We start from the raw sequence: 17,649 nt of genomic DNA, 5'->3' as shown, positions 1-17,649 counted from the left end.
GGAATTAGTGAATAAGCTAACATTGATGATGCAACTATCTAAAACATATAACCGATATAAAGATAAGTGGTGGGCACTGCCACTGGTTCTGCCTTTCATACTCTACCCGATAACTGAATATTTGAGTGCTTACGGCGTGGTAGATGGCTTTGAAAGCACTTTCTTCTACCTGAACATGGCCCTGACCACCATCCTGACCATGATTTATGGGTTTAAAGCCCTCCCTGGGATCCTGCTGTGCCTGTTTTATCGCGTATACCCGGACCGCGGTTTAGAACCTGCATTGATGTCGATGCTGCACTATTTTACGTCAGTCGCCATTAGCTGTGCAGGGTATTACTGCTTCACGGGTAAGAGAGGACGCGCAAGTTTTGGACGATACGATCTCACGTGGCAACGCATTTTTTGGCTGATATTTATCAATGCCACGCTATTCCTTAATTACTACCATGCAGAGCTCTATTTGGGCCTGTTTGGTATCCATCATTCCTTGATGTATATCAGCCCGTTTACCACCCGCACATTAATCAATTATCAGGGAATGATCGTTGGGAATATGATGGGGTTGCCGATGATGTATCTGGTGATTCGTTCGATTAGAACGCCTGCTTACCTGGTCAAATATCTTAAGAAGATTCGTCTTCAGGCAGCACGTGAAATGCGTTTACCCGAACTCGTCTGCTTGTTCGGCTCCCTCGGCTTACTCACGATAATGATGATTTCCCCATTAAATCATGCGCTGCCGCTAATGAACTCGATTTACACCCTGACGTTATTACTGCCAGTGATGATTTGGGGGACATTGCGTCTTGGTCATGCCGCAATTTCAGTAGTCTGGTGGGTCGTGCTGATTGTGTTATGCCACAACATTCAGAGTTTCATCCCACATGATGCTTATTATAAATTGCATCTGGCGGTTGCCACTTCCTGTTTCTCGGCGTTTTCGATAACCATCACCCTGATGGCAATCAATATTTCCCGTAAACGTGCCCTCAATTTAAAAACGCAGCGTTTGATGCACATTGACCCGGTGGTGCATTTACCCAACTTGCTGGCGCTTGAAACAGACTTAAAGCAAAACACGGTCTCCGTCTTATGCCAGCTGTATATGCCTGATCTTGAGTTGTTAGGACGCAATTATGGCTTGCTGATGCAAGTGCAATATAAACAACAGTTAGCACTCTATTTAGAACCGGTACTGGATAAAGACGAGCTGATTTATATGAGTTCAGGGCACGATCTTATCGTACGCATTTCTCCTTTACATGCGGAAAGACGCATCGCGGAGATCTATAGCAAAGCCAAAGATTTTCGGTTTATCCGCGACGGCGTAAAACTGTACCCGCAAATTGGTTGCAGTTATTGCATCATTAATTACCCCGTTGGCCACCTGTATTTATTAATTGGCGAGTTGCGGACACTTGCAGAGATTTCACTCACCACTAACCTGCCGGTCGACCTGAGAAAACAGAGTAGCCGACAGGTGCAGAACCAGGTGAAAATCAAAGTCGAGATGATGAACCAACTGCAGCGCGCGCTGGAGTTGGACCGTTTTGTGTTAATGGTGCAGCCGATCGAAAGCAAGGACGGAGATTGCTATCACGAAGTCCTGTTAAGGATGCGCGGAAATAACGATGAGATTATTTTCCCCAATACCTTCCTGCCACTGGCAAATGAGTTTGGCATGTCCTCAAGCATTGATTTGTGGGTGTTACATAACACCATGAAATATATGGATGAGACCCGACATTCACGGCCAAACCAGCGTTACGCCATTAACCTGACACCGGCATCAATTTGCCGTACGGATATGGCAAAACACATTGAGAAATTGATGATTATGCACGGCATCTCGCCTGCACAACTGGTGCTGGAAGTCACCGAGGCCGAAGAATTAACCAATAATATGCAGGCAGAAAAAACCCTCGATGCCTTACAACGCCTGGGTTGTAAGATTGCCATTGACGATTTTGGGACCGGATATGCCAGCTACGCCCGAATAAAAACCATGCGCGCGGATATTCTCAAAATCGATGGGAGTTTTATTCATAATATTAATTCCAGTGAAATGGACTACAAAATTGTTGAGTCAATTTGCGAGCTTGCTCGTATGAAGAACATGTCACTGGTGGCTGAGTTTGTCGAAACCGAAGAGATTCGCCGTACGCTTTATCATATGGGAATTGATTATGTGCAGGGCTACTTAATCGGCAAACCTACGCCAATAGCAGGCTTGCCCGCAACACTGACGCCCCCCTTAGCCGTTGCGGTTGTGGGATGATGAGCTATTTCCCCGCGTCGACCCATTCACGTAAAAAATCAATAAACACACGAACCTTTTCGGGAACGTGGCGGGTATTGGGGTAAAGCGCATAGATGCTCTGACGCGGGAACTGATGGTCCATTAGCAGGGCATGAAGTTCACCGCGTTGAAGCGCCGGGCGCACCAGCCATTCTGGTAACAGCGCAACGCCCGAGCCTTGCATGGCGAAGGCAAGTAATGCAGAAGCACTGTCTGCGACAATCGCGGGAGGGCGTTCGACCTTAAATAAAACCGCCTGCTGGTCGGGGGTCATCACTTGCCAGGTGAGCGGCGAGGCAAGCCTGCTGTGGGCAAGCCAACAAGCCTGGGCTAATTGAGCCAGACTGGCTATCGGGCGCTCGCCAAGATAAGCAGGCGAGGCAACGGGTAAAATAGCAAAACTGTCGATGGGCGCGGCTCTAAGGCTCGAGTCCGCAAGCTGGCCCAGACGAATGGCGACATCGAAACGTTCGGCAATTAAATCAGCGTGATAAGAAGAGGATACGTGTTGAACGCGTAACTGGGGATGCAGCCGAGAGAAAGCCGCCAGCGCCGGAACCACCACCTGAGTACCGTATTCCGGTGTGCTGGTGATTCGCAACACGCCGCTTAACCCGCCATGATCCTGCTGGACATCATCAAGCAGGTTTTCCGCCTCCTCCAACAGTCGCTGGCAACGCAGCAAAAAGCGCTCTCCGACGTCGGTCAGCGACAATCGACGGGTGCTGCGCACCAGCAATGAGACACCGAGCTCAGCTTCTAACTGTTTGATATTAAAGCTTACCACCGCCTTGGTTTGCCCAAGCGCGGTCGCCGCAGCGGTAAAACTCCCCGCCTCTACCACCGCCACAAATATCGTCAGCCTTTGCAGGTTGAGCATCACGCACTCCGTTACTGTCAAAATAATTTTGACAGTGTAAACCTGTGGCGGTGATTTATCCTCCCTTTATGCGCCGCTACACTCCTCGCCTGTTATCGGAGGTGGTATGCCCTATCGCACTAAAGTTGCCGTTGTCTATCTGCTGGGTTTTTTCGTCGATTTAATCAATATGTTTATCGCTAACGTCGCCTATCCCGCGATCAGTCATGGTTTGGGGGCAACGGTCAGCGAACTGGCGTGGGTGAGCAATGCCTATATTCTTGGGCTGACGATAGTTATCCCTCTCAGTGCATGGCTGGCACAAAGAGTGGGCGGGCATCGGGTGTTTGGGCTTTCGCTTGTGATATTTCTGCTGGCGACGCTGGGGGCGGGCTTCTCGCAGAGTATTGGGCAACTTATCGCATGGCGACTGCTACAGGGCATGGGCGGCGGGCTGCTCATTCCCGTGGGCCAGACGCTCGCCTATCAACTTTACCGCAGCCACGAAAGAGCGGGTCTGTCGGCGGCGATTATGCTAGTCGGCCTGCTGGCTCCGGCACTCTCCCCGGCGCTCGGCGGGCTGATTGTCGACACGCTCACGTGGCGCTGGGTCTTTTTTGCCAACCTGCCGCTGGCGGCACTGGCACTGCTACTCGCCGCCATCTGGCTGAAAAAACAACCCGATACGCAACCACGTACCCGGCTTGATGTCATCGGCCTGCTCAGTAGTTGTAGCGCCCTGCTGCTGATCCTGCTTGGGTTAACCAGCCTTGCGAGGAATGATGGAACTGCCACCGGATTAGTTATGCTTGCCTGTGGTCTGCTGGTATTAGCGGGTTACGTGCGCCACAGCTTGCGACATTCCCATCCGCTGCTGGATCTGCGACTGATGCAAGACCCACTTTTGCGTAACGCCATGATGATTTACCAGGCGATTCCGGGCGTGTTTATCGGCGTAAGTCTGGTGGCGATGCTGTATCTGCAAAATCAGCTTGGTATGGGAGCCGCGCAAGTGGGCAGCCTGATGATCCCCTGGTCGCTGGCGTCGTTTATGGCGATAACGTTGACCGGAAAGCAGTTCAACCGCTTAGGCCCGCGCCCTTTGCTGATTGCCGGCTGCATCATGCAGGGTTTAGGGATTCTGGCTCTCGCACAGGTGGGTAGCGCGCAACAGTATCCGTTACTGCTGGCGGCATTCGCGATGATGGGATTTGGCGGGAGCTTGTGTAGCAGCACCGCGCAAAGCTGCGCCTTTTTGCAGGTGAATGATGCGCAACTTGCTCAAGCCAGCGCATTGTGGAATATCAATCGCCAGCTCAGCTTCTGCCTGGGGGTCGCGCTACTCAGTTTGCTGCTTAACAAGTTGCAGGAAAATATGCCCGCAACGCTCGCCTTTCACTGGTGTTTTTATCTGGCAGCCGCCAGTGCGCTCATTCCTGTATTGCTCTGCCTGCGCATAACCAACCGCGCCATCGTGCGCCAACTTAACGCTCAAAAGGAATAAAGATGAATCCGTATATCAGAGAAGTAATTGATGTCCACGTGGCAATTGAAAACTGGCTTGGCAAAGGTGAAGGCGACGTCGAAGCGCTGCTGGCACGCTTTGCCCCATCGTTTTCCATGGTCACCACCGGTGGTGCAAAGCTGGATTTTGCCATGCTGAGTGCCTTTTTCCGCGGGCAAGGAGCGGCAAAGCCTGGGCTTAAAATTGTCGTCGAAGAGATTACGATCGTGGAAGACTGGCTGACCGGTGCGGTCGTCAGTTACAGCGAAAGGCAAAGTCTGCCGGGGCAAGAGGCCACATTGCGCTACTCAACCGTCGTCTTTGCTGACGGAAAGTGGAAACTGTTGCATGAGACCATGGCTGTTTAAGTGCATATCGCATACGGTCAGATTTTGTTCTGCGACCTGGCTAAGAATAATGTCGCTGACTGGGGATTTTGATTTATATATCAGTAGACTGGAGCGGGTGAAGGGAATCGAACCCTCGTATGCAGCTTGGGAAGCTGCCGTTCTACCATTGAACTACACCCGCTTTGAAGTGCGTAGGCATTATAGACGTTCAGCTTATACTGGCAAGCGCATTTTGATTTATGTGATGGATTATTAAGCAGTTGTTTCGTTTGATACGAGGGTAACCGTCGCTTTTAGCACTCGCTTCGCATACGTGACTATATGCTCTTTACTGAGTCATATGGGAACGGCAGAAATCCTGAGTAGAAGGAACGCCACGACTATGATGAAAAATAAGCAAGAACTCACACCAAGAATTAAAGAGTAGTTTTTCATATAAATCAGTCCTATAAAGGCGGGAGGTAACAAAATCCACCTCTCAATCTTTAATTGATTTGAATATGATTAATAGCTCTAATTCGTTTAATTTTGACAAAAGAAGCAAGCCGTTATTAATACATATGAAAAATATCGTATTAATTCTTCTCTAATAGATTATTTGTCATTATTGAATTGTATTGAATAAAAGCCAGACACAATCTGGCTTTTATTCATTAACAGGATGGTGGGAGATAACGCTGTGGATCAATTGCGGTCGCACGATAACGAATCTGGAAGTGCAGATTCACCGAGTCGGAACCACTGCTGCCCATGGTGGCAATTTTCTGCCCGGCGGTGACTTTTTGGCTGGTGTTGACCAGCGTGGTTTCATTGTGAGCGTAGGCCGTGATGTAGTCTTCGCTATGTTTGATCATCACTAAATTGCCGTAACCACGAAGCTGGTTGCCAACGTAAACCACGGTTCCGGCGCCTGATGCGTAAATCGGTTGCCCACGTTTACCGGCAATATCGATGCCTTTGTTGCCACCATCGCTATTAGAGAACGGCACAATGACTTTGCCTGTAGTAGGCCAACGCCAGCATTTTGAGCCGACTGGAGGTGCAGCCGCTTTTGCAACACTGCTGGTTGAAGTGGAGCGCGGCTTAGAGGTTTTCGCAACGGCGGTTTTTTTCGAAGAGTTTGATGAGCCGGAGCGACTTTTAACCCGAAGTTTTTGCCCAACTTCCAGTGTATAAGGGGATGAAATACCGTTGAGGCGCGCCAGTTCGCCGACACTTGAGCCGGTCATACGCGAGATTCGGTAAAGGGTGTCACCACGTTTAACGGTGTAAACAGAACCGCCGTAGCTTCCTGCGGATGCTTGAGTGGTGCTCGCTTTATTTGATGAGCAAGCGACGAGAAACAGGCTGATTAGCAGGACGATGGCATTCGGTGCCCACTTTCTGACTGTGCTTTCCTTGCGCAAACTATTCCTCTGAAGTCATTAACTGAATAAATAATGTTCCTCCCCGCAGGGAGGAACAATGACGTCTTACTTAACCGGGCGCAATGCTGGGAACAGGATAACGTCGCGGATGGTGTGGCTGTTGGTGAACAGCATAACCATACGGTCGATACCAATGCCCAGACCTGCTGTTGGCGGCAAGCCGTGCTCCAGCGCAGTCACGTAGTCTTCATCGAAGAACATCGCTTCGTCGTCGCCCGCATCTTTCGCAGAAACCTGATCAGCAAAGCGCTGAGCCTGGTCTTCTGCATCATTCAGCTCAGAGAAGCCGTTACCGATTTCACGGCCACCGATGAAGAACTCGAAGCGGTCAGTGATTTCTGGGTTCTCGTCGTTACGACGCGCCAGTGGAGAAACTTCTGCCGGGTATTCAGTGATGAAGGTCGGCTGAATCAGATGGCTTTCTGCCACTTCTTCGAAGATCTCAGTGACTACGCGGCCCAGACCCCAGCTCTTCTCAACTTTGATGCCGATAGACGCTGCGATTTCCAGTGCTTTAGCCATATCGTCCAGATCCGCAATATCGGTTTCCGGACGGTATTTTTTGATGGCTTCGCGCATAGTCAGTTTTGCGAACGGCTGGTCGAAGTCAAAGATCTCTTCGCCATACTGAACCTGCGCAGTACCCAGCACGTCATGCGCCAGAGTACGGAACAGCGATTCGGTCAGCTCGATCAGATCTTTGTAATCCGCATACGCCATATAGAGTTCCATCATGGTGAACTCTGGGTTATGACGCGGGGAAATGCCTTCGTTACGGAAGTTACGGTTGATTTCGAAGACGCGATCGAAGCCACCCACAACCAGACGTTTCAGATACAGTTCCGGCGCAATACGCAGGTACATATCGATGTCCAGCGCGTTGTGGTGAGTGATGAACGGACGAGCCGATGCACCGCCAGGGATAACCTGCATCATTGGCGTTTCAACTTCCATAAATCCACGGTTAACCATGAAGTTACGTACGCCAGCCATGATCTGCGAACGAATTTTAAAGGTGTTACGAGATTCGTCGTTGGAGATCAGATCCAGATAACGTTGACGGTAGCGCGCTTCCTGATCCTGCAGACCGTGGAATTTGTCCGGCAGTGGGCGCAGAGCTTTAGTCAGCAGACGCAGTTCAGTACAGTGAATCGAAAGCTCACCGGTTTTAGTTTTGAACAGCTTGCCACGTGCACCGAGGATGTCACCGAGGTCCCATTTTTTGAATTGCTCGTTGTAGACGCCTTCTGGCAGATCATCACGCGCAACGTAAAGCTGGATACGGCCACCCACGTCTTGCAAGGTCACGAAAGACGCTTTACCCATGATACGGCGAGTCATCATACGGCCAGCTACGGCAACTTCGATGCCCAACTCTTCCAGCTCTTCGTTCTCTTTAGCGTCGAAGTCTGCATGTAATTGGTCAGAGGTATGATCGCGACGGAAATCATTTGGGAAAGCAATACCCTGCTCACGCAGGCCAGCCAGCTTCTCGCGACGGGCTTTCAGTTCATTATTAAGATCGACCGCTTCGGTACCCTGTACTTGTTCTTCAGACATGTTGGTTCCTCATAACCCTGCTTTCAAACTTGCTTCGATAAATTTGTCCAGATCGCCATCCAGTACCGCTTGCGTGTTACGGGTTTCTACACCAGTACGCAAGTCTTTGATACGGGAGTCGTCCAGTACGTAAGAACGAATCTGGCTGCCCCAGCCGATATCCGATTTGTTGTCTTCCAGCGACTGCTTCTCAGCATTCTTTTTCTGCATTTCCAGCTCGTATAACTTCGCCTTCATCTGCTTCATCGCCTGATCTTTGTTCTTGTGCTGCGAACGGTCGTTCTGGCACTGGGTCACGGTGTTGGTTGGAAGGTGGGTAATACGTACCGCAGATTCTGTACGGTTAACGTGCTGACCACCGGCACCGGATGCGCGGTAAACGTCGATACGCAGATCGGCCGGGTTGATTTCGATATCAATATCGTCATCCACTTCTGGGTAGACAAAGGCCGAACTAAAGGAGGTGTGGCGACGGCCACCGGAATCGAACGGGCTCTTACGTACCAGGCGATGCACGCCAGTTTCGGTACGCAACCAGCCAAAGGCATATTCACCTTGAATACGAATAGTCACGGATTTAATACCCGCAACTTCACCTTCGGACTCTTCAATGATTTCAGTTTTGAAGCCACGCGCTTCAGCCCAACGCAGATACATACGCATCAGCATGCTGGCCCAGTCCTGCGCTTCGGTGCCGCCAGAACCTGCCTGAATGTCGATGTAGCAATCCGCGCTATCGTACTCGCCGGAGAACATACGACGGAATTCGAGCTGCGCCAGTTTGGCTTCCAGCTGATCTAACTCAACAACGGCTTCGTTGAAGGTTTCTTCGTCGTCGGCTTCGATAGCTAATTCCAGCAGACCGGAAACATCTTCCAGGCCCTGGGTCATTTGATCGAGGGTTTCGACAATGGCTTCCAGTGCAGAACGCTCTTTACCCAACGCTTGCGCGCGTTCAGGTTCGTTCCACACATCAGGCTGTTCCAGCTCTGCGTTTACTTCTTCCAGGCGCTCTTTCTTGGCATCGTAGTCAAAGATACCCCCTAAGAACGTCGCTGCGCTCTGTGAGGTCCTGGATGCGGTTTTTTACCGGATTAATTTCAAACATGGTCTGTATTATCTTATGTTGATGACAGAAGACGAAATGCGGTCGTAGACCGGAAAGTTTACCGGAATTACGCCTCTTTTTATAGTTTTGATCCACTTATAGCCAAGTAATTGAAGCTGTAACAAGGCGACAAGAGAGCCCATCCCGATGAGCTTACATAAGTAAGTGATTCGGGTGGGCGAGCGCAGTTAACGCAGTTGCGGCTTTAAGTACGCAGGCTATATCGGCCAGATATGGTCGATTAAAAGCTGCACCGTTCGATTACCACGGAACTCGTTCACATCGAGCTTAAAGGCCAGTTCAACCTCGCGTACGCCATTGTCCGGCCAGCAAGCGGTATCAACATTAAATGCGATGCCGTCAATCAATGGCCCACCGCCGACAGGTTCAACCATCACTTTTAGATGACGCTCGCCCACCAACCGTTGCTGCAATAATCGGAATTTACCGTCGAACAGCGGTTCCGGGAACATCTGGCCCCACGGCCCGGCATCACGCAAAATCTCAGCGGTTTCCAGCGTCATTTCTTGCGCGCTAATAGGCCCGTCCGACCAAATCACGCCTTGTAGCAGCGCCGGATCAAGCCATTCGCCGACCAGATCGCCAAAGCGCTGACGGAACTCTTCGAACTTCGCTTCTTCCAGCGACAACCCTGCGGCCATCGCATGGCCACCAAACTTCAGCATCAAGCCAGGATATAACGTATCAAGCCGCTCGAGGGCATCACGCATATGCAAGCCTTGCACCGAACGACCCGAGCCTTTCAGGGTACCGTCGCCTGCGGGTGCAAAGGCAATAACCGGGCGGTTAAAGCGTTCTTTAATACGCGATGCGAGAATTCCGACCACGCCCTGATGCCATTCTGGATGGTACATCGCCAGGCCATACGGCAGCTCATCATGGCTATGCTCAAGCTTCTGGCACAGCGCCAGAGCTTCAACCTGCATGCCCTGCTCAATCTCTTTACGCGTCTGGTTTAGTGCATCCAGTTCGTTGGCCAGCATGCGAGCTTCGCCAATGTTCTCGCTGAGCAATAACGCCACCCCTACGGACATATCGTCCAGGCGGCCAGCGGCATTCAGACGGGGACCCAGCGCAAAGCCCAGATCGCTTGCCGCCAGTTTTTGTGGCTCGCGGTTGGCGACTTCCAGTAAGGCTTTAATCCCAGGACGGCATTTTCCTGCACGGATACGACTCAAACCCTGCCAGGTCAGAATACGGTTATTGGTGTCGAGGGGAACAACATCCGCCACGGTGCCCAACGCAACCAGATCCAGCAGTTCTGCAAGATTTGGGATCGCCAGCCCTTGTTGTTCGAACCAGCCGCAATCGCGTAAATGCGTGCGCATCGCCAGCATCAGATAAAAAGCCACCCCAACACCCGCGAGGGATTTAGACGGAAACTCACAATCGACCAGATTCGGGTTGATGATGGCTTCTGCCGCAGGCAGTTCCGGCCCAGGTAAGTGGTGGTCAGTCACCACCACTGGAATGCCCAGCGCATGAGCGCGCTCGACACCACTATGAGAAGAGATGCCATTATCGACGGTCAGAATCAATTGCGCGCCGCGCGCATGAGCCTGATCCACGACTTCCGGACTCAAACCGTAACCATCTTCAAAACGGTTGGGAACGAGATAACTGATGTTTTGACAGCCCAGGCTGCGCAGCCCCAGCACGCTTAAAGCGGTACTGGTTGCGCCGTCGGCATCAAAATCACCCACCACAATAATGCGCAAACCTTCCCGGAAAGCGTTGTGCAGTATCTCGACCGCTTTATCCATGCCATTGAGTTGCTGCCACGGCAGCATCCCTTTTACGCCACGTTCAATGTCTTGTTCGCCACGCACGCCTCTACTGGCATAAAGGCGCTTTATAAGTGGATGCAGTTGCTGGGGTAACACCACGGATTCATCGACCGTACGACGGCGAAGTTGTGTTTGCTGTTTCACCCGTTAACTACCCGCCAACGTTGGTGAGTTGTTGATGCGCATCCAACATTTGTTTCATCTCTTTCGGCCCCTGATAACCAGGAATCACCGTGCCGTTGCTCAGGACGATCGCAGGAGTTCCCTGGATGCCGAACTGCACGCCGAGATTGTAATGGTTAGCGATATTGGTATCGCACGTTGCAGCCGCGACGGCCTCGCCTTTCATGGCGGTATCGAAGGCTTTGTTGCGGTCTTTCGCACACCAGATGGCTTTCATATCGTTTTCAGTCTGGCTTTTCAGACCCTGGCGTGGGAAGGCCAGGTAACGCACGGTGATCCCCAGTGCGTTGTAGTCTTTCATCTCTTCATGCAGCTTGTGGCAATAACCGCAGGTGATGTCGGTAAACACCGTGATCACATGTTTCTCTTGCGGAGCTTTATAGACAATCATCTCTTTTTCGAGCGCATTCAGTTTACCCACCAGCAATTTGTTGGTGACGTTAACCGGTTGCGCACCACTGACATCGTACAGTGGCCCCTGAATGACGTGTTTCCCATCTTCAGTGACGTACAAAACACCACTATCAGTTAATACCGTTTTCATGCCCGCCACAGGTGCAGACTGAATATCAGCATTTTGCACCCCTAACTTAGTCAGAGACTGCTTGATTGCTGCGTCATCTGCATGAACAAAACCGGACAAAGAGGCCGCTAATAATGGGAGCAGCCAGAAACGCTTTTTCATGATGATTCCTTTATCTTTTACCACTCACGCCCGCGGGTGGTGTTGTTGATGCAGCTGACGTAAACGTTCGGTCGCTACATGCGTATAAATTTGGGTTGTGGACAAATCACTGTGTCCAAGCAACATTTGTACGACTCGCAAATCCGCGCCATGGTTCAGTAAATGCGTGGCAAAAGCGTGCCTAAGAACGTGCGGCGACAGCTTTTCGCTGTCGATACCTGCCTGCACGGCGTAATGCTTGATGCGGTGCCAGAATGTCTGACGCGTCATCTGTTGGGCGCGATTGCTGGGGAAGACCACATCAATCGACACGCCATTAAGTAACCAGGGCCGCCCATGTTCGAGATAGTTTTCCACCCAATAAACGGCTTCTTCACCCATCGGCACCAGGCGTTCTTTATTGCCTTTACCGATGACGCGCACCACCCCCTGACGCAAACTGACATCACTCATGGTCAGCCCTACTAACTCCGATACGCGCAGACCAGTAGCATACAATAATTCGAGCATCGCTTTGTCACGCAACTCGATGGGTTGGTCGATACAAGGCGCTTTTAACAAACGATCGACCTGCGCTTCACTGAGATCTTTTGGCAAACGTTGCGGCAATTTTGGCGATGAAAGCATCACGCTTGGATCGTCATCACGCAGTTTTTCGCGGTAGAGATACTGAAATAATCGACGGATCGCGCTCAGCATACGTGCCGAACTTGTTGCTTTATAGCCGCCTTCAAGACGTTCAGCAAACAGCGACTGCAAATCGCTGGTTTGCACATTCAGCAAGTTCAGGTCATGGCGTTCCAGCCACTCCGCGACCATTTTAAGGTCCCGGCGATAGGAGTCTAACGTGTTCTGTGCCAGATTCCGCTCAAGCCACAGCGCATCAAGAAATTGTTCGATTCGGGCCTGATCTTGTTCCATACAGCCTCACTTACCAGCCTCACCTTTGGCGAATTGTGTCCATTATGCATGATGCACAATCGGATCTGGTACACTTGCAGTCCTGCACGTTTTTAAAAGAGTTGTTAACACGATGAACATTGGCCTTTTTTATGGCTCCAGCACTTGTTACACCGAAATGGCTGCCGAAAAAATTCGTGACATCATTGGCCCCGAACTGGTGACACTGCACAATCTGAAAGATGACGCACCTGCCATGATGGAACAGTACGATGTGTTGATTCTCGGCATCCCGACCTGGGATTTCGGTGAATTACAGGAAGACTGGGAAGCCATTTGGGATCAACTGGATAGTCTGAATCTTGAGGGCAAACCGGTAGCGCTTTATGGCATGGGCGACCAGCTCGGCTATGGCGAATGGTTCCTTGATGCGCTCGGTATGCTCCACGATAAACTCGCCCCACGAGGCGCTCAGTTTATCGGTTACTGGCCAACAGAAGGCTATGAATTTACCAGCCCGAAACCTGTCATTGCTGATGGACAGCTGTTCGTTGGCCTGGCGCTTGATGAAACTAATCAGTACGACTTAAGCGAAGAGCGGATCCAAAACTGGTGTGAGCAAATTCTCGTGGAAATGGCCGAGAAGTTTGCCTGAGAGCGACTTAAGCTTCCCCACTCCCGCTTGCCTGTTGTTGCTGCATCAGGCGGCGTAAATCACGCCATTCGCCAACATCCATGCTGTCAGCTGACAGCCATAGATGTTGACAGCGTTTACGTCCCACGCGGCGTAAACGCAGCATCATCCCACTGCGTAACACCCAGGGCGCACCGACAATCTCCCACTCCTGGTTTTGCCACCGCAGGTGGTAATCGGTCAGGAGTTTCATTTCGCCCTGGCAAGCATGAATACGGCGCTGGCTACGTACGCTGTCAAAAACCACCAGCGAAAGAAGCAGCATCCAAATTAGCGTGTAGCTCATCGGCCACGGCATCAAAAGCACAAATAGTGCAATCATTCCGTGTACCAATAGAGAAAGCCATTGTGCACGCCAGGAGACGCGAAGATCAGATTGCCACAGGACCACGTTCTTTATTCCGTGTCTGAATCAGTGTCACCATCCGTTGCAGCTCTGTATCTGCTGGTTTGCCATGATTCATCAACCAGTTAAACAGGTCTGGATCATCGCTTTCCAGCAAACGGACAAATAACTGCTTATCCTCAGTGCTTAACGAGTCATATTCATATTCGAAGAATGGCATAATCGAAATATCAAGCTCACGCATTCCCCGGCGGCACGCCCAATGAATTCGGGCTTTGTTATTGATATCCATGTGCTCTTTCCTGGTTCTCTGACAAAGAAGGTACAAATCTTAGTGTAACGTGTTTTCTTTGCACGTATTAAATGAATGTTACCGTTTGCGCGCTTTATCGTGAGAAATATTTAATGTGCGTTGCAGTTGCAATAAGCTTGCGAGAAATCCCGTAAGTGCACAATCCACCTAATCAAACTGCTTGCATTGGCAACTGGCTCTTTTACCATTGAGCCAATTCATATGCTCAAAACCCAGGGACATCACTATGGCTTTTACTCCATTTCCTCCTCGTCAGCCAACGGCTGCAGCCCGCCTGCCGCTTACCCTCATGACGCTTGATGATTGGGCACTGGCAAGCGTGACGGGCAAAGACGCAGAATCTTATCTGCAAGGCCAGGTCACGGCTGATGTTGCACAACTGGCGGCAAACCAGCACACGCTTTGCGCACATTGTGACGCGAAAGGGAAAATGTGGAGCAACCTGCGCCTGTTCCATCGCGGTGAAGGTTACGCGCTGATTGAACGCCGTAATCTGCGTGACGCGCAGCTGGTCGAACTTAAAAAGTATGCCGTGTTTTCCAAAGTGACTATCACACCTGATGATGAAAGTGTGCTTCTGGGTGTGGCTGGTTTCCAGGCGCGTGCGGCACTCGCCAATGTTTTCGCCTCATTACCGGATGCAGAAAACCCAGTGGTTCAGGAAGGCGCGACCACACTGCTGTGGTTTAACCTGCCTGCCGAGCGCTTCATGCTGGTGACCGACGAAGCCACTGCGCAGGCACTGGCAGACAAATTACAGGGCGAAGCTCAACGTAATGACAGCCAACAATGGCTGGCCTTAGAGATTGAAGCGGGAATTCCCGTCATTGAACCGGTTAACAGTGCGCAGTTTATTCCGCAGGCGACCAACCTTCAGGCTCTCGGTGGCATCAGCTTCAAAAAAGGCTGCTATACCGGTCAGGAAATGGTGGCACGTGCGAAGTTTCGTGGCGCTAACAAGCGTGCTCTGTGGTTCCTTGCAGGGAAAGCCAGTCGCTTACCGGAAGCCGGCGAAGATCTGGAACTGAAGATGGGTGACAACTGGCGTCGTACCGGCACCGTTCTCGCCGCCAGCCAGTTAGATGATGGTCGCGTGTTAGTACAAGTCGTGATGAACAACGATTTGGAAGCCGACAGCGTGTTACGCGTGCGCGATGATATCGGCAGCCAGCTTGTTATCGAGCGTTTGCCTTATTCGTTAGAAGACGAATAAATACCCTTCATACTTCAAGATGCAGGTGCGTTGACTGCATCTTGAAATATTTAAGGTATGGCTTGATGAATATCGACTATTAACGGATATACAAATAGATTGCGAGGAAGTGGCAAACACTGCCGCCCAGCACAAAGCCATGCCAGATAGCGTGGTTGTAGGGAATACGCTTACAGACGTAGAAGATAACGCCTAAAGAATAAATCACACCGCCTACCGCTAATAACGTCACGCTGCCTGGCGCGAGTTTAATCACCATCTGGTAAATAACGACCAGCGATAACCAGCCCATCAATAAATAAGTCACGAGCGATAAGACTTTAAAGCGATGCGCAATGGTCAGTTTGAAAAGGATGCCCGCGAGCGCCAGTCCCCAAATGACGACCATCAGCCCGCGTGCCAGAGGCGAATCCAGCCCAACCAGTAAAAATGGCGTGTACGTCCCGGCGATTAATAAATAAATGGCACAGTGGTCAAATTTTTTAAGCCAGCGCTTAGCCCGTTGATGGGGGATAGCGTGATACAGCGTTGATGCGAGGAACAGCAAAATCATGCTGCCGCCGTACAGGCTATAACTGGTTATGGCGGTGACACTCGCGTTGGACTCCACCGCTTGTACGAGTAACAAAATCAGCCCGACAATCCCAAAAACGAGTCCGATGCCGTGGCTAATACTGTTGGCGATTTCCTCCGCCAGTGAATATCCTTTATTGTTCAATGGTTTGTCAGCCATAGGGCTACTCCCGGTGAAACTGTAGGTAGAAAATTCATCGCATCCAGAATAGCTGAGAACGATTCCAGCTAACACCTGTACGCCAAAATAAATATGTCAGAGTTCATAACGTCAATTATACACTCTTGCCACTTACCCTTTACGAATGGAGCACAAGGATGACGCAGCCTGCCTTTGGCGCAATGAGCGAAGTGATTAACTTTCTAATGGAAATCGACAAGTTAAAACTGGTCGAACGCCGCACCAAAATTATCGGCCATGGTCGCCAGGAAAACTCCGCAGAACATAGCTGGCACTTTGCCGTTGCCGCGATGAGCCTTGCCCCCTTCGCCCCCCAAAATGTCGACATTTCTCGCGTGGTCCAGATGGCATTACTACATGATATTGTTGAGATAGATGTAGGTGACGTCCTGGTTTACGATCTCGCCGCACGCCTGGCGGTTGCCGGGAAAGAAGCCGCCGCAGCCGAACGGTTGTTTGGCCTGTTACCTGAACCTCAAAACTCACAGTTTTTGCAGCTCTGGCAAGAGTATGAAACGGGTGATAGCGTGGATGCCCGGTTTGCTGGCGCACTGGACAGGATCCTGCCGATTCTGCAAAACCTACATAACGAGGGGCAAAGCTGGCGCGAAAATGGGATTTCACTGGAACAAGTGTTGACGCGCAACGCACTGGTGGGCGAAAGCTGGCCGGAATTATGGCAACATGTCGTCAGTCATCTACATTCGGCACAAGAAAAGGGCTGGTTACGATAGCCTCTTTCCTATTGGAACATTCAGGAAGACGTACCATGTTTACTCATGCGGCAGTTGCTAATCTCAACGGACTAGAAATGATGGTCTACAACTTTGTCATTAAAAACCGTGACAAAGTGATGTACATGACTATCCGCGAGTTAGCCGATGCGGCGGGAGTGTCCACTACCACCGTGCTGCGTTTTTGCCGCAAGTTAAATTGCGAAGGTTATTCCGAGTTTCGTGTGCGCTTTAAATTATATCTTGAGCAAAATGATGAGCAGTTAGTTAATTTTGGTCCGAGTGAAATTATTAGCTTTTTTAAAAGCACTAACAATGAAGAGTTTGATAATTTAATTGACCAGGCCGTTGATATTATTTGTTCATCGGAACGCATTATATTTGTCGGTGCAGGAACATCTGGTGCGCTAGCCAAATATGGTGCACGTTTCTTTTCGAATGTCGGGAAATTTAGTAACCATATTGATGACCCTTATTTTCCGGTCACCAACGATATGGCTAAAAATGCCCTGGCGATTGTGCTTTCGGTGTCTGGTGAAACCGAAGAGATCTTGCGCTTCGCAAGCCAGTTCAGCCTGCATAACTGCAAGGTGTTCTCTATTACCAGTCACGAAAACTCTTCACTGGCTAAACTCGCTGACTTTAATATCTCCTGGCATATTCCCCTAACACGCGTCGGCGGTGTTTATGACATCACCACACAAATCCCTGTCATTTATATTTTAGAAACCATTGGCCGTAAATTGGCTAAGAAAATGGCATAAAAAAACAGCCTGTTTTTTCTATGTAACAAATCACATTAACCGTGATTTGTTATATCGTGACAATTAAATTTCATTTGTTAGACTCCAGAACAGAGATTATTAACTTAACGCTAAAGTGTGATGTATCCCACATTATATTCGGCGC

The 17,649-nt window shown here is 50.4% G+C and carries 17 protein-coding genes and 1 tRNA gene; 7 read left to right on the top strand and 11 right to left on the bottom strand.

Going from position 1 to position 17,649, the window contains the following annotated elements; all coding sequences use genetic code 11:
- Positions 1-25 precede the first annotated feature (25 nt).
- Positions 26-2,281 carry an EAL domain-containing protein gene (locus WBL83_RS05900; protein WP_424588270.1) on the top strand — a complete coding sequence of 752 codons (2,256 nt, stop codon included), beginning with the start codon at positions 26-28 and terminating at the stop codon, positions 2,279-2,281.
- A gap of 4 nt (positions 2,282-2,285) precedes the next feature.
- Here WBL83_RS05900 and WBL83_RS05895 read toward each other — a convergent pair whose 3' ends face one another.
- Positions 2,286-3,182 (bottom strand): LysR family transcriptional regulator, encoded by an 897-nt coding sequence (locus WBL83_RS05895; protein ID WP_424588269.1) that lies wholly within the window; start codon positions 3,180-3,182, stop codon positions 2,286-2,288.
- 106 nt (positions 3,183-3,288) lie between these two features.
- Here WBL83_RS05895 and WBL83_RS05890 point away from each other — a divergent pair, with 106 nt between their 5' ends.
- Positions 3,289-4,665: an MFS transporter gene (locus WBL83_RS05890; RefSeq protein WP_424588268.1), complete on the top strand. Its 1,377-nt coding sequence runs from the start codon at positions 3,289-3,291 to the stop codon at positions 4,663-4,665.
- Positions 4,666-4,667: 2 nt separating this feature from the next.
- Entirely contained in the window at positions 4,668-5,033 is a 366-nt protein-coding gene (locus WBL83_RS05885) for a DUF4440 domain-containing protein (RefSeq protein ID WP_424588267.1), read from the top strand.
- Positions 5,034-5,122: 89 nt separating this feature from the next.
- Here WBL83_RS05885 and WBL83_RS05880 read toward each other — a convergent pair.
- The 7 genes from WBL83_RS05880 to xerD form a co-directional block, all read right to left on the bottom strand.
- Positions 5,123-5,196 (bottom strand) — tRNA-Gly (locus WBL83_RS05880).
- A 472-nt stretch (positions 5,197-5,668) separates the two neighbouring features.
- Positions 5,669-6,421 (bottom strand): amidase activator ActS, encoded by a 753-nt coding sequence (gene actS, locus WBL83_RS05875; RefSeq protein ID WP_424588266.1) that lies wholly within the window; start codon positions 6,419-6,421, stop codon positions 5,669-5,671.
- A gap of 66 nt (positions 6,422-6,487) precedes the next feature.
- Complete coding sequence (gene lysS, locus WBL83_RS05870) at positions 6,488-8,002, bottom strand: lysine--tRNA ligase (protein ID WP_424588265.1); 1,515 nt, start codon at positions 8,000-8,002, stop codon at positions 6,488-6,490.
- A gap of 9 nt (positions 8,003-8,011) precedes the next feature.
- Positions 8,012-9,110, bottom strand: a protein-coding gene (gene prfB, locus WBL83_RS05865) for a peptide chain release factor 2 (RefSeq protein WP_424588264.1) whose coding sequence is annotated in 2 segments (ribosomal slippage) — positions 8,012-9,034 and positions 9,036-9,110 — 1,098 coding nt in all. Because the reading frame shifts where the segments join, the coding sequence is not laid out codon by codon here.
- A 218-nt stretch (positions 9,111-9,328) separates the two neighbouring features.
- Positions 9,329-11,062 carry a single-stranded-DNA-specific exonuclease RecJ gene (recJ, locus tag WBL83_RS05860; protein ID WP_424588263.1) on the bottom strand — a complete coding sequence of 578 codons (1,734 nt, stop codon included), beginning with the start codon at positions 11,060-11,062 and terminating at the stop codon, positions 9,329-9,331.
- 7 nt (positions 11,063-11,069) lie between these two features.
- Positions 11,070-11,786, bottom strand: coding sequence for a bifunctional protein-disulfide isomerase/oxidoreductase DsbC (gene dsbC, locus WBL83_RS05855; RefSeq protein WP_424588262.1), 717 nt, complete (start codon positions 11,784-11,786; stop codon positions 11,070-11,072).
- A gap of 24 nt (positions 11,787-11,810) precedes the next feature.
- Positions 11,811-12,707 (bottom strand): site-specific tyrosine recombinase XerD, encoded by an 897-nt coding sequence (gene xerD, locus WBL83_RS05850; protein ID WP_424588261.1) that lies wholly within the window; start codon positions 12,705-12,707, stop codon positions 11,811-11,813.
- Between the two features lie 112 nt (positions 12,708-12,819).
- Here xerD and fldB point away from each other — a divergent pair, with 112 nt between their 5' ends.
- The gene (gene fldB, locus WBL83_RS05845) at positions 12,820-13,341 is read left to right on the top strand and encodes a flavodoxin FldB (protein ID WP_424588260.1); all 522 of its coding nucleotides are present in this window, start codon (positions 12,820-12,822) and stop codon (positions 13,339-13,341) included.
- 7 nt (positions 13,342-13,348) lie between these two features.
- Here the strand turns inward: fldB and WBL83_RS05840 are convergent, their stop codons facing one another.
- Both WBL83_RS05840 and sdhE read right to left on the bottom strand, forming a co-directional pair.
- On the bottom strand, positions 13,349-13,771 hold the full coding sequence (locus WBL83_RS05840) for a protein YgfX (protein ID WP_424588259.1): 423 nt from the start codon (positions 13,769-13,771) through the stop codon (positions 13,349-13,351).
- Positions 13,752-14,018: an FAD assembly factor SdhE gene (sdhE, locus tag WBL83_RS05835; protein ID WP_064513590.1), complete on the bottom strand. Its 267-nt coding sequence runs from the start codon at positions 14,016-14,018 to the stop codon at positions 13,752-13,754. Before sdhE ends, WBL83_RS05840 begins: the two co-directional genes overlap by 20 nt.
- A gap of 247 nt (positions 14,019-14,265) precedes the next feature.
- Between sdhE and ygfZ the strand changes: the two genes are divergently transcribed.
- Positions 14,266-15,252: a tRNA-modifying protein YgfZ gene (ygfZ, locus tag WBL83_RS05830; RefSeq protein WP_424588258.1), complete on the top strand. Its 987-nt coding sequence runs from the start codon at positions 14,266-14,268 to the stop codon at positions 15,250-15,252.
- 79 nt (positions 15,253-15,331) lie between these two features.
- On the opposite strand, the gene trhA is transcribed toward ygfZ, so the two are convergent.
- Positions 15,332-15,985 (bottom strand): PAQR family membrane homeostasis protein TrhA, encoded by a 654-nt coding sequence (gene trhA, locus WBL83_RS05825; protein ID WP_424588257.1) that lies wholly within the window; start codon positions 15,983-15,985, stop codon positions 15,332-15,334.
- 158 nt (positions 15,986-16,143) lie between these two features.
- Between trhA and WBL83_RS05820 the strand changes: the two genes are divergently transcribed.
- Positions 16,144-16,740 carry an HD domain-containing protein gene (locus WBL83_RS05820; protein ID WP_424588256.1) on the top strand — a complete coding sequence of 199 codons (597 nt, stop codon included), beginning with the start codon at positions 16,144-16,146 and terminating at the stop codon, positions 16,738-16,740.
- Between the two features lie 35 nt (positions 16,741-16,775).
- Positions 16,776-17,504, top strand: a complete 729-nt coding sequence (locus tag WBL83_RS05815) for a MurR/RpiR family transcriptional regulator (protein ID WP_424588255.1) — start codon at positions 16,776-16,778, stop codon at positions 17,502-17,504.
- Positions 17,505-17,649 lie beyond the last annotated feature (145 nt).

Origin of the sequence: Buttiauxella sp., assembly GCF_049686335.1 — a bacterium.
GTDB lineage: Bacteria > Pseudomonadota > Gammaproteobacteria > Enterobacterales > Enterobacteriaceae > Buttiauxella.
Note: the sequence above shows the minus strand (reverse complement) of the source record. Positions and strands in the feature narration are given on the sequence as shown.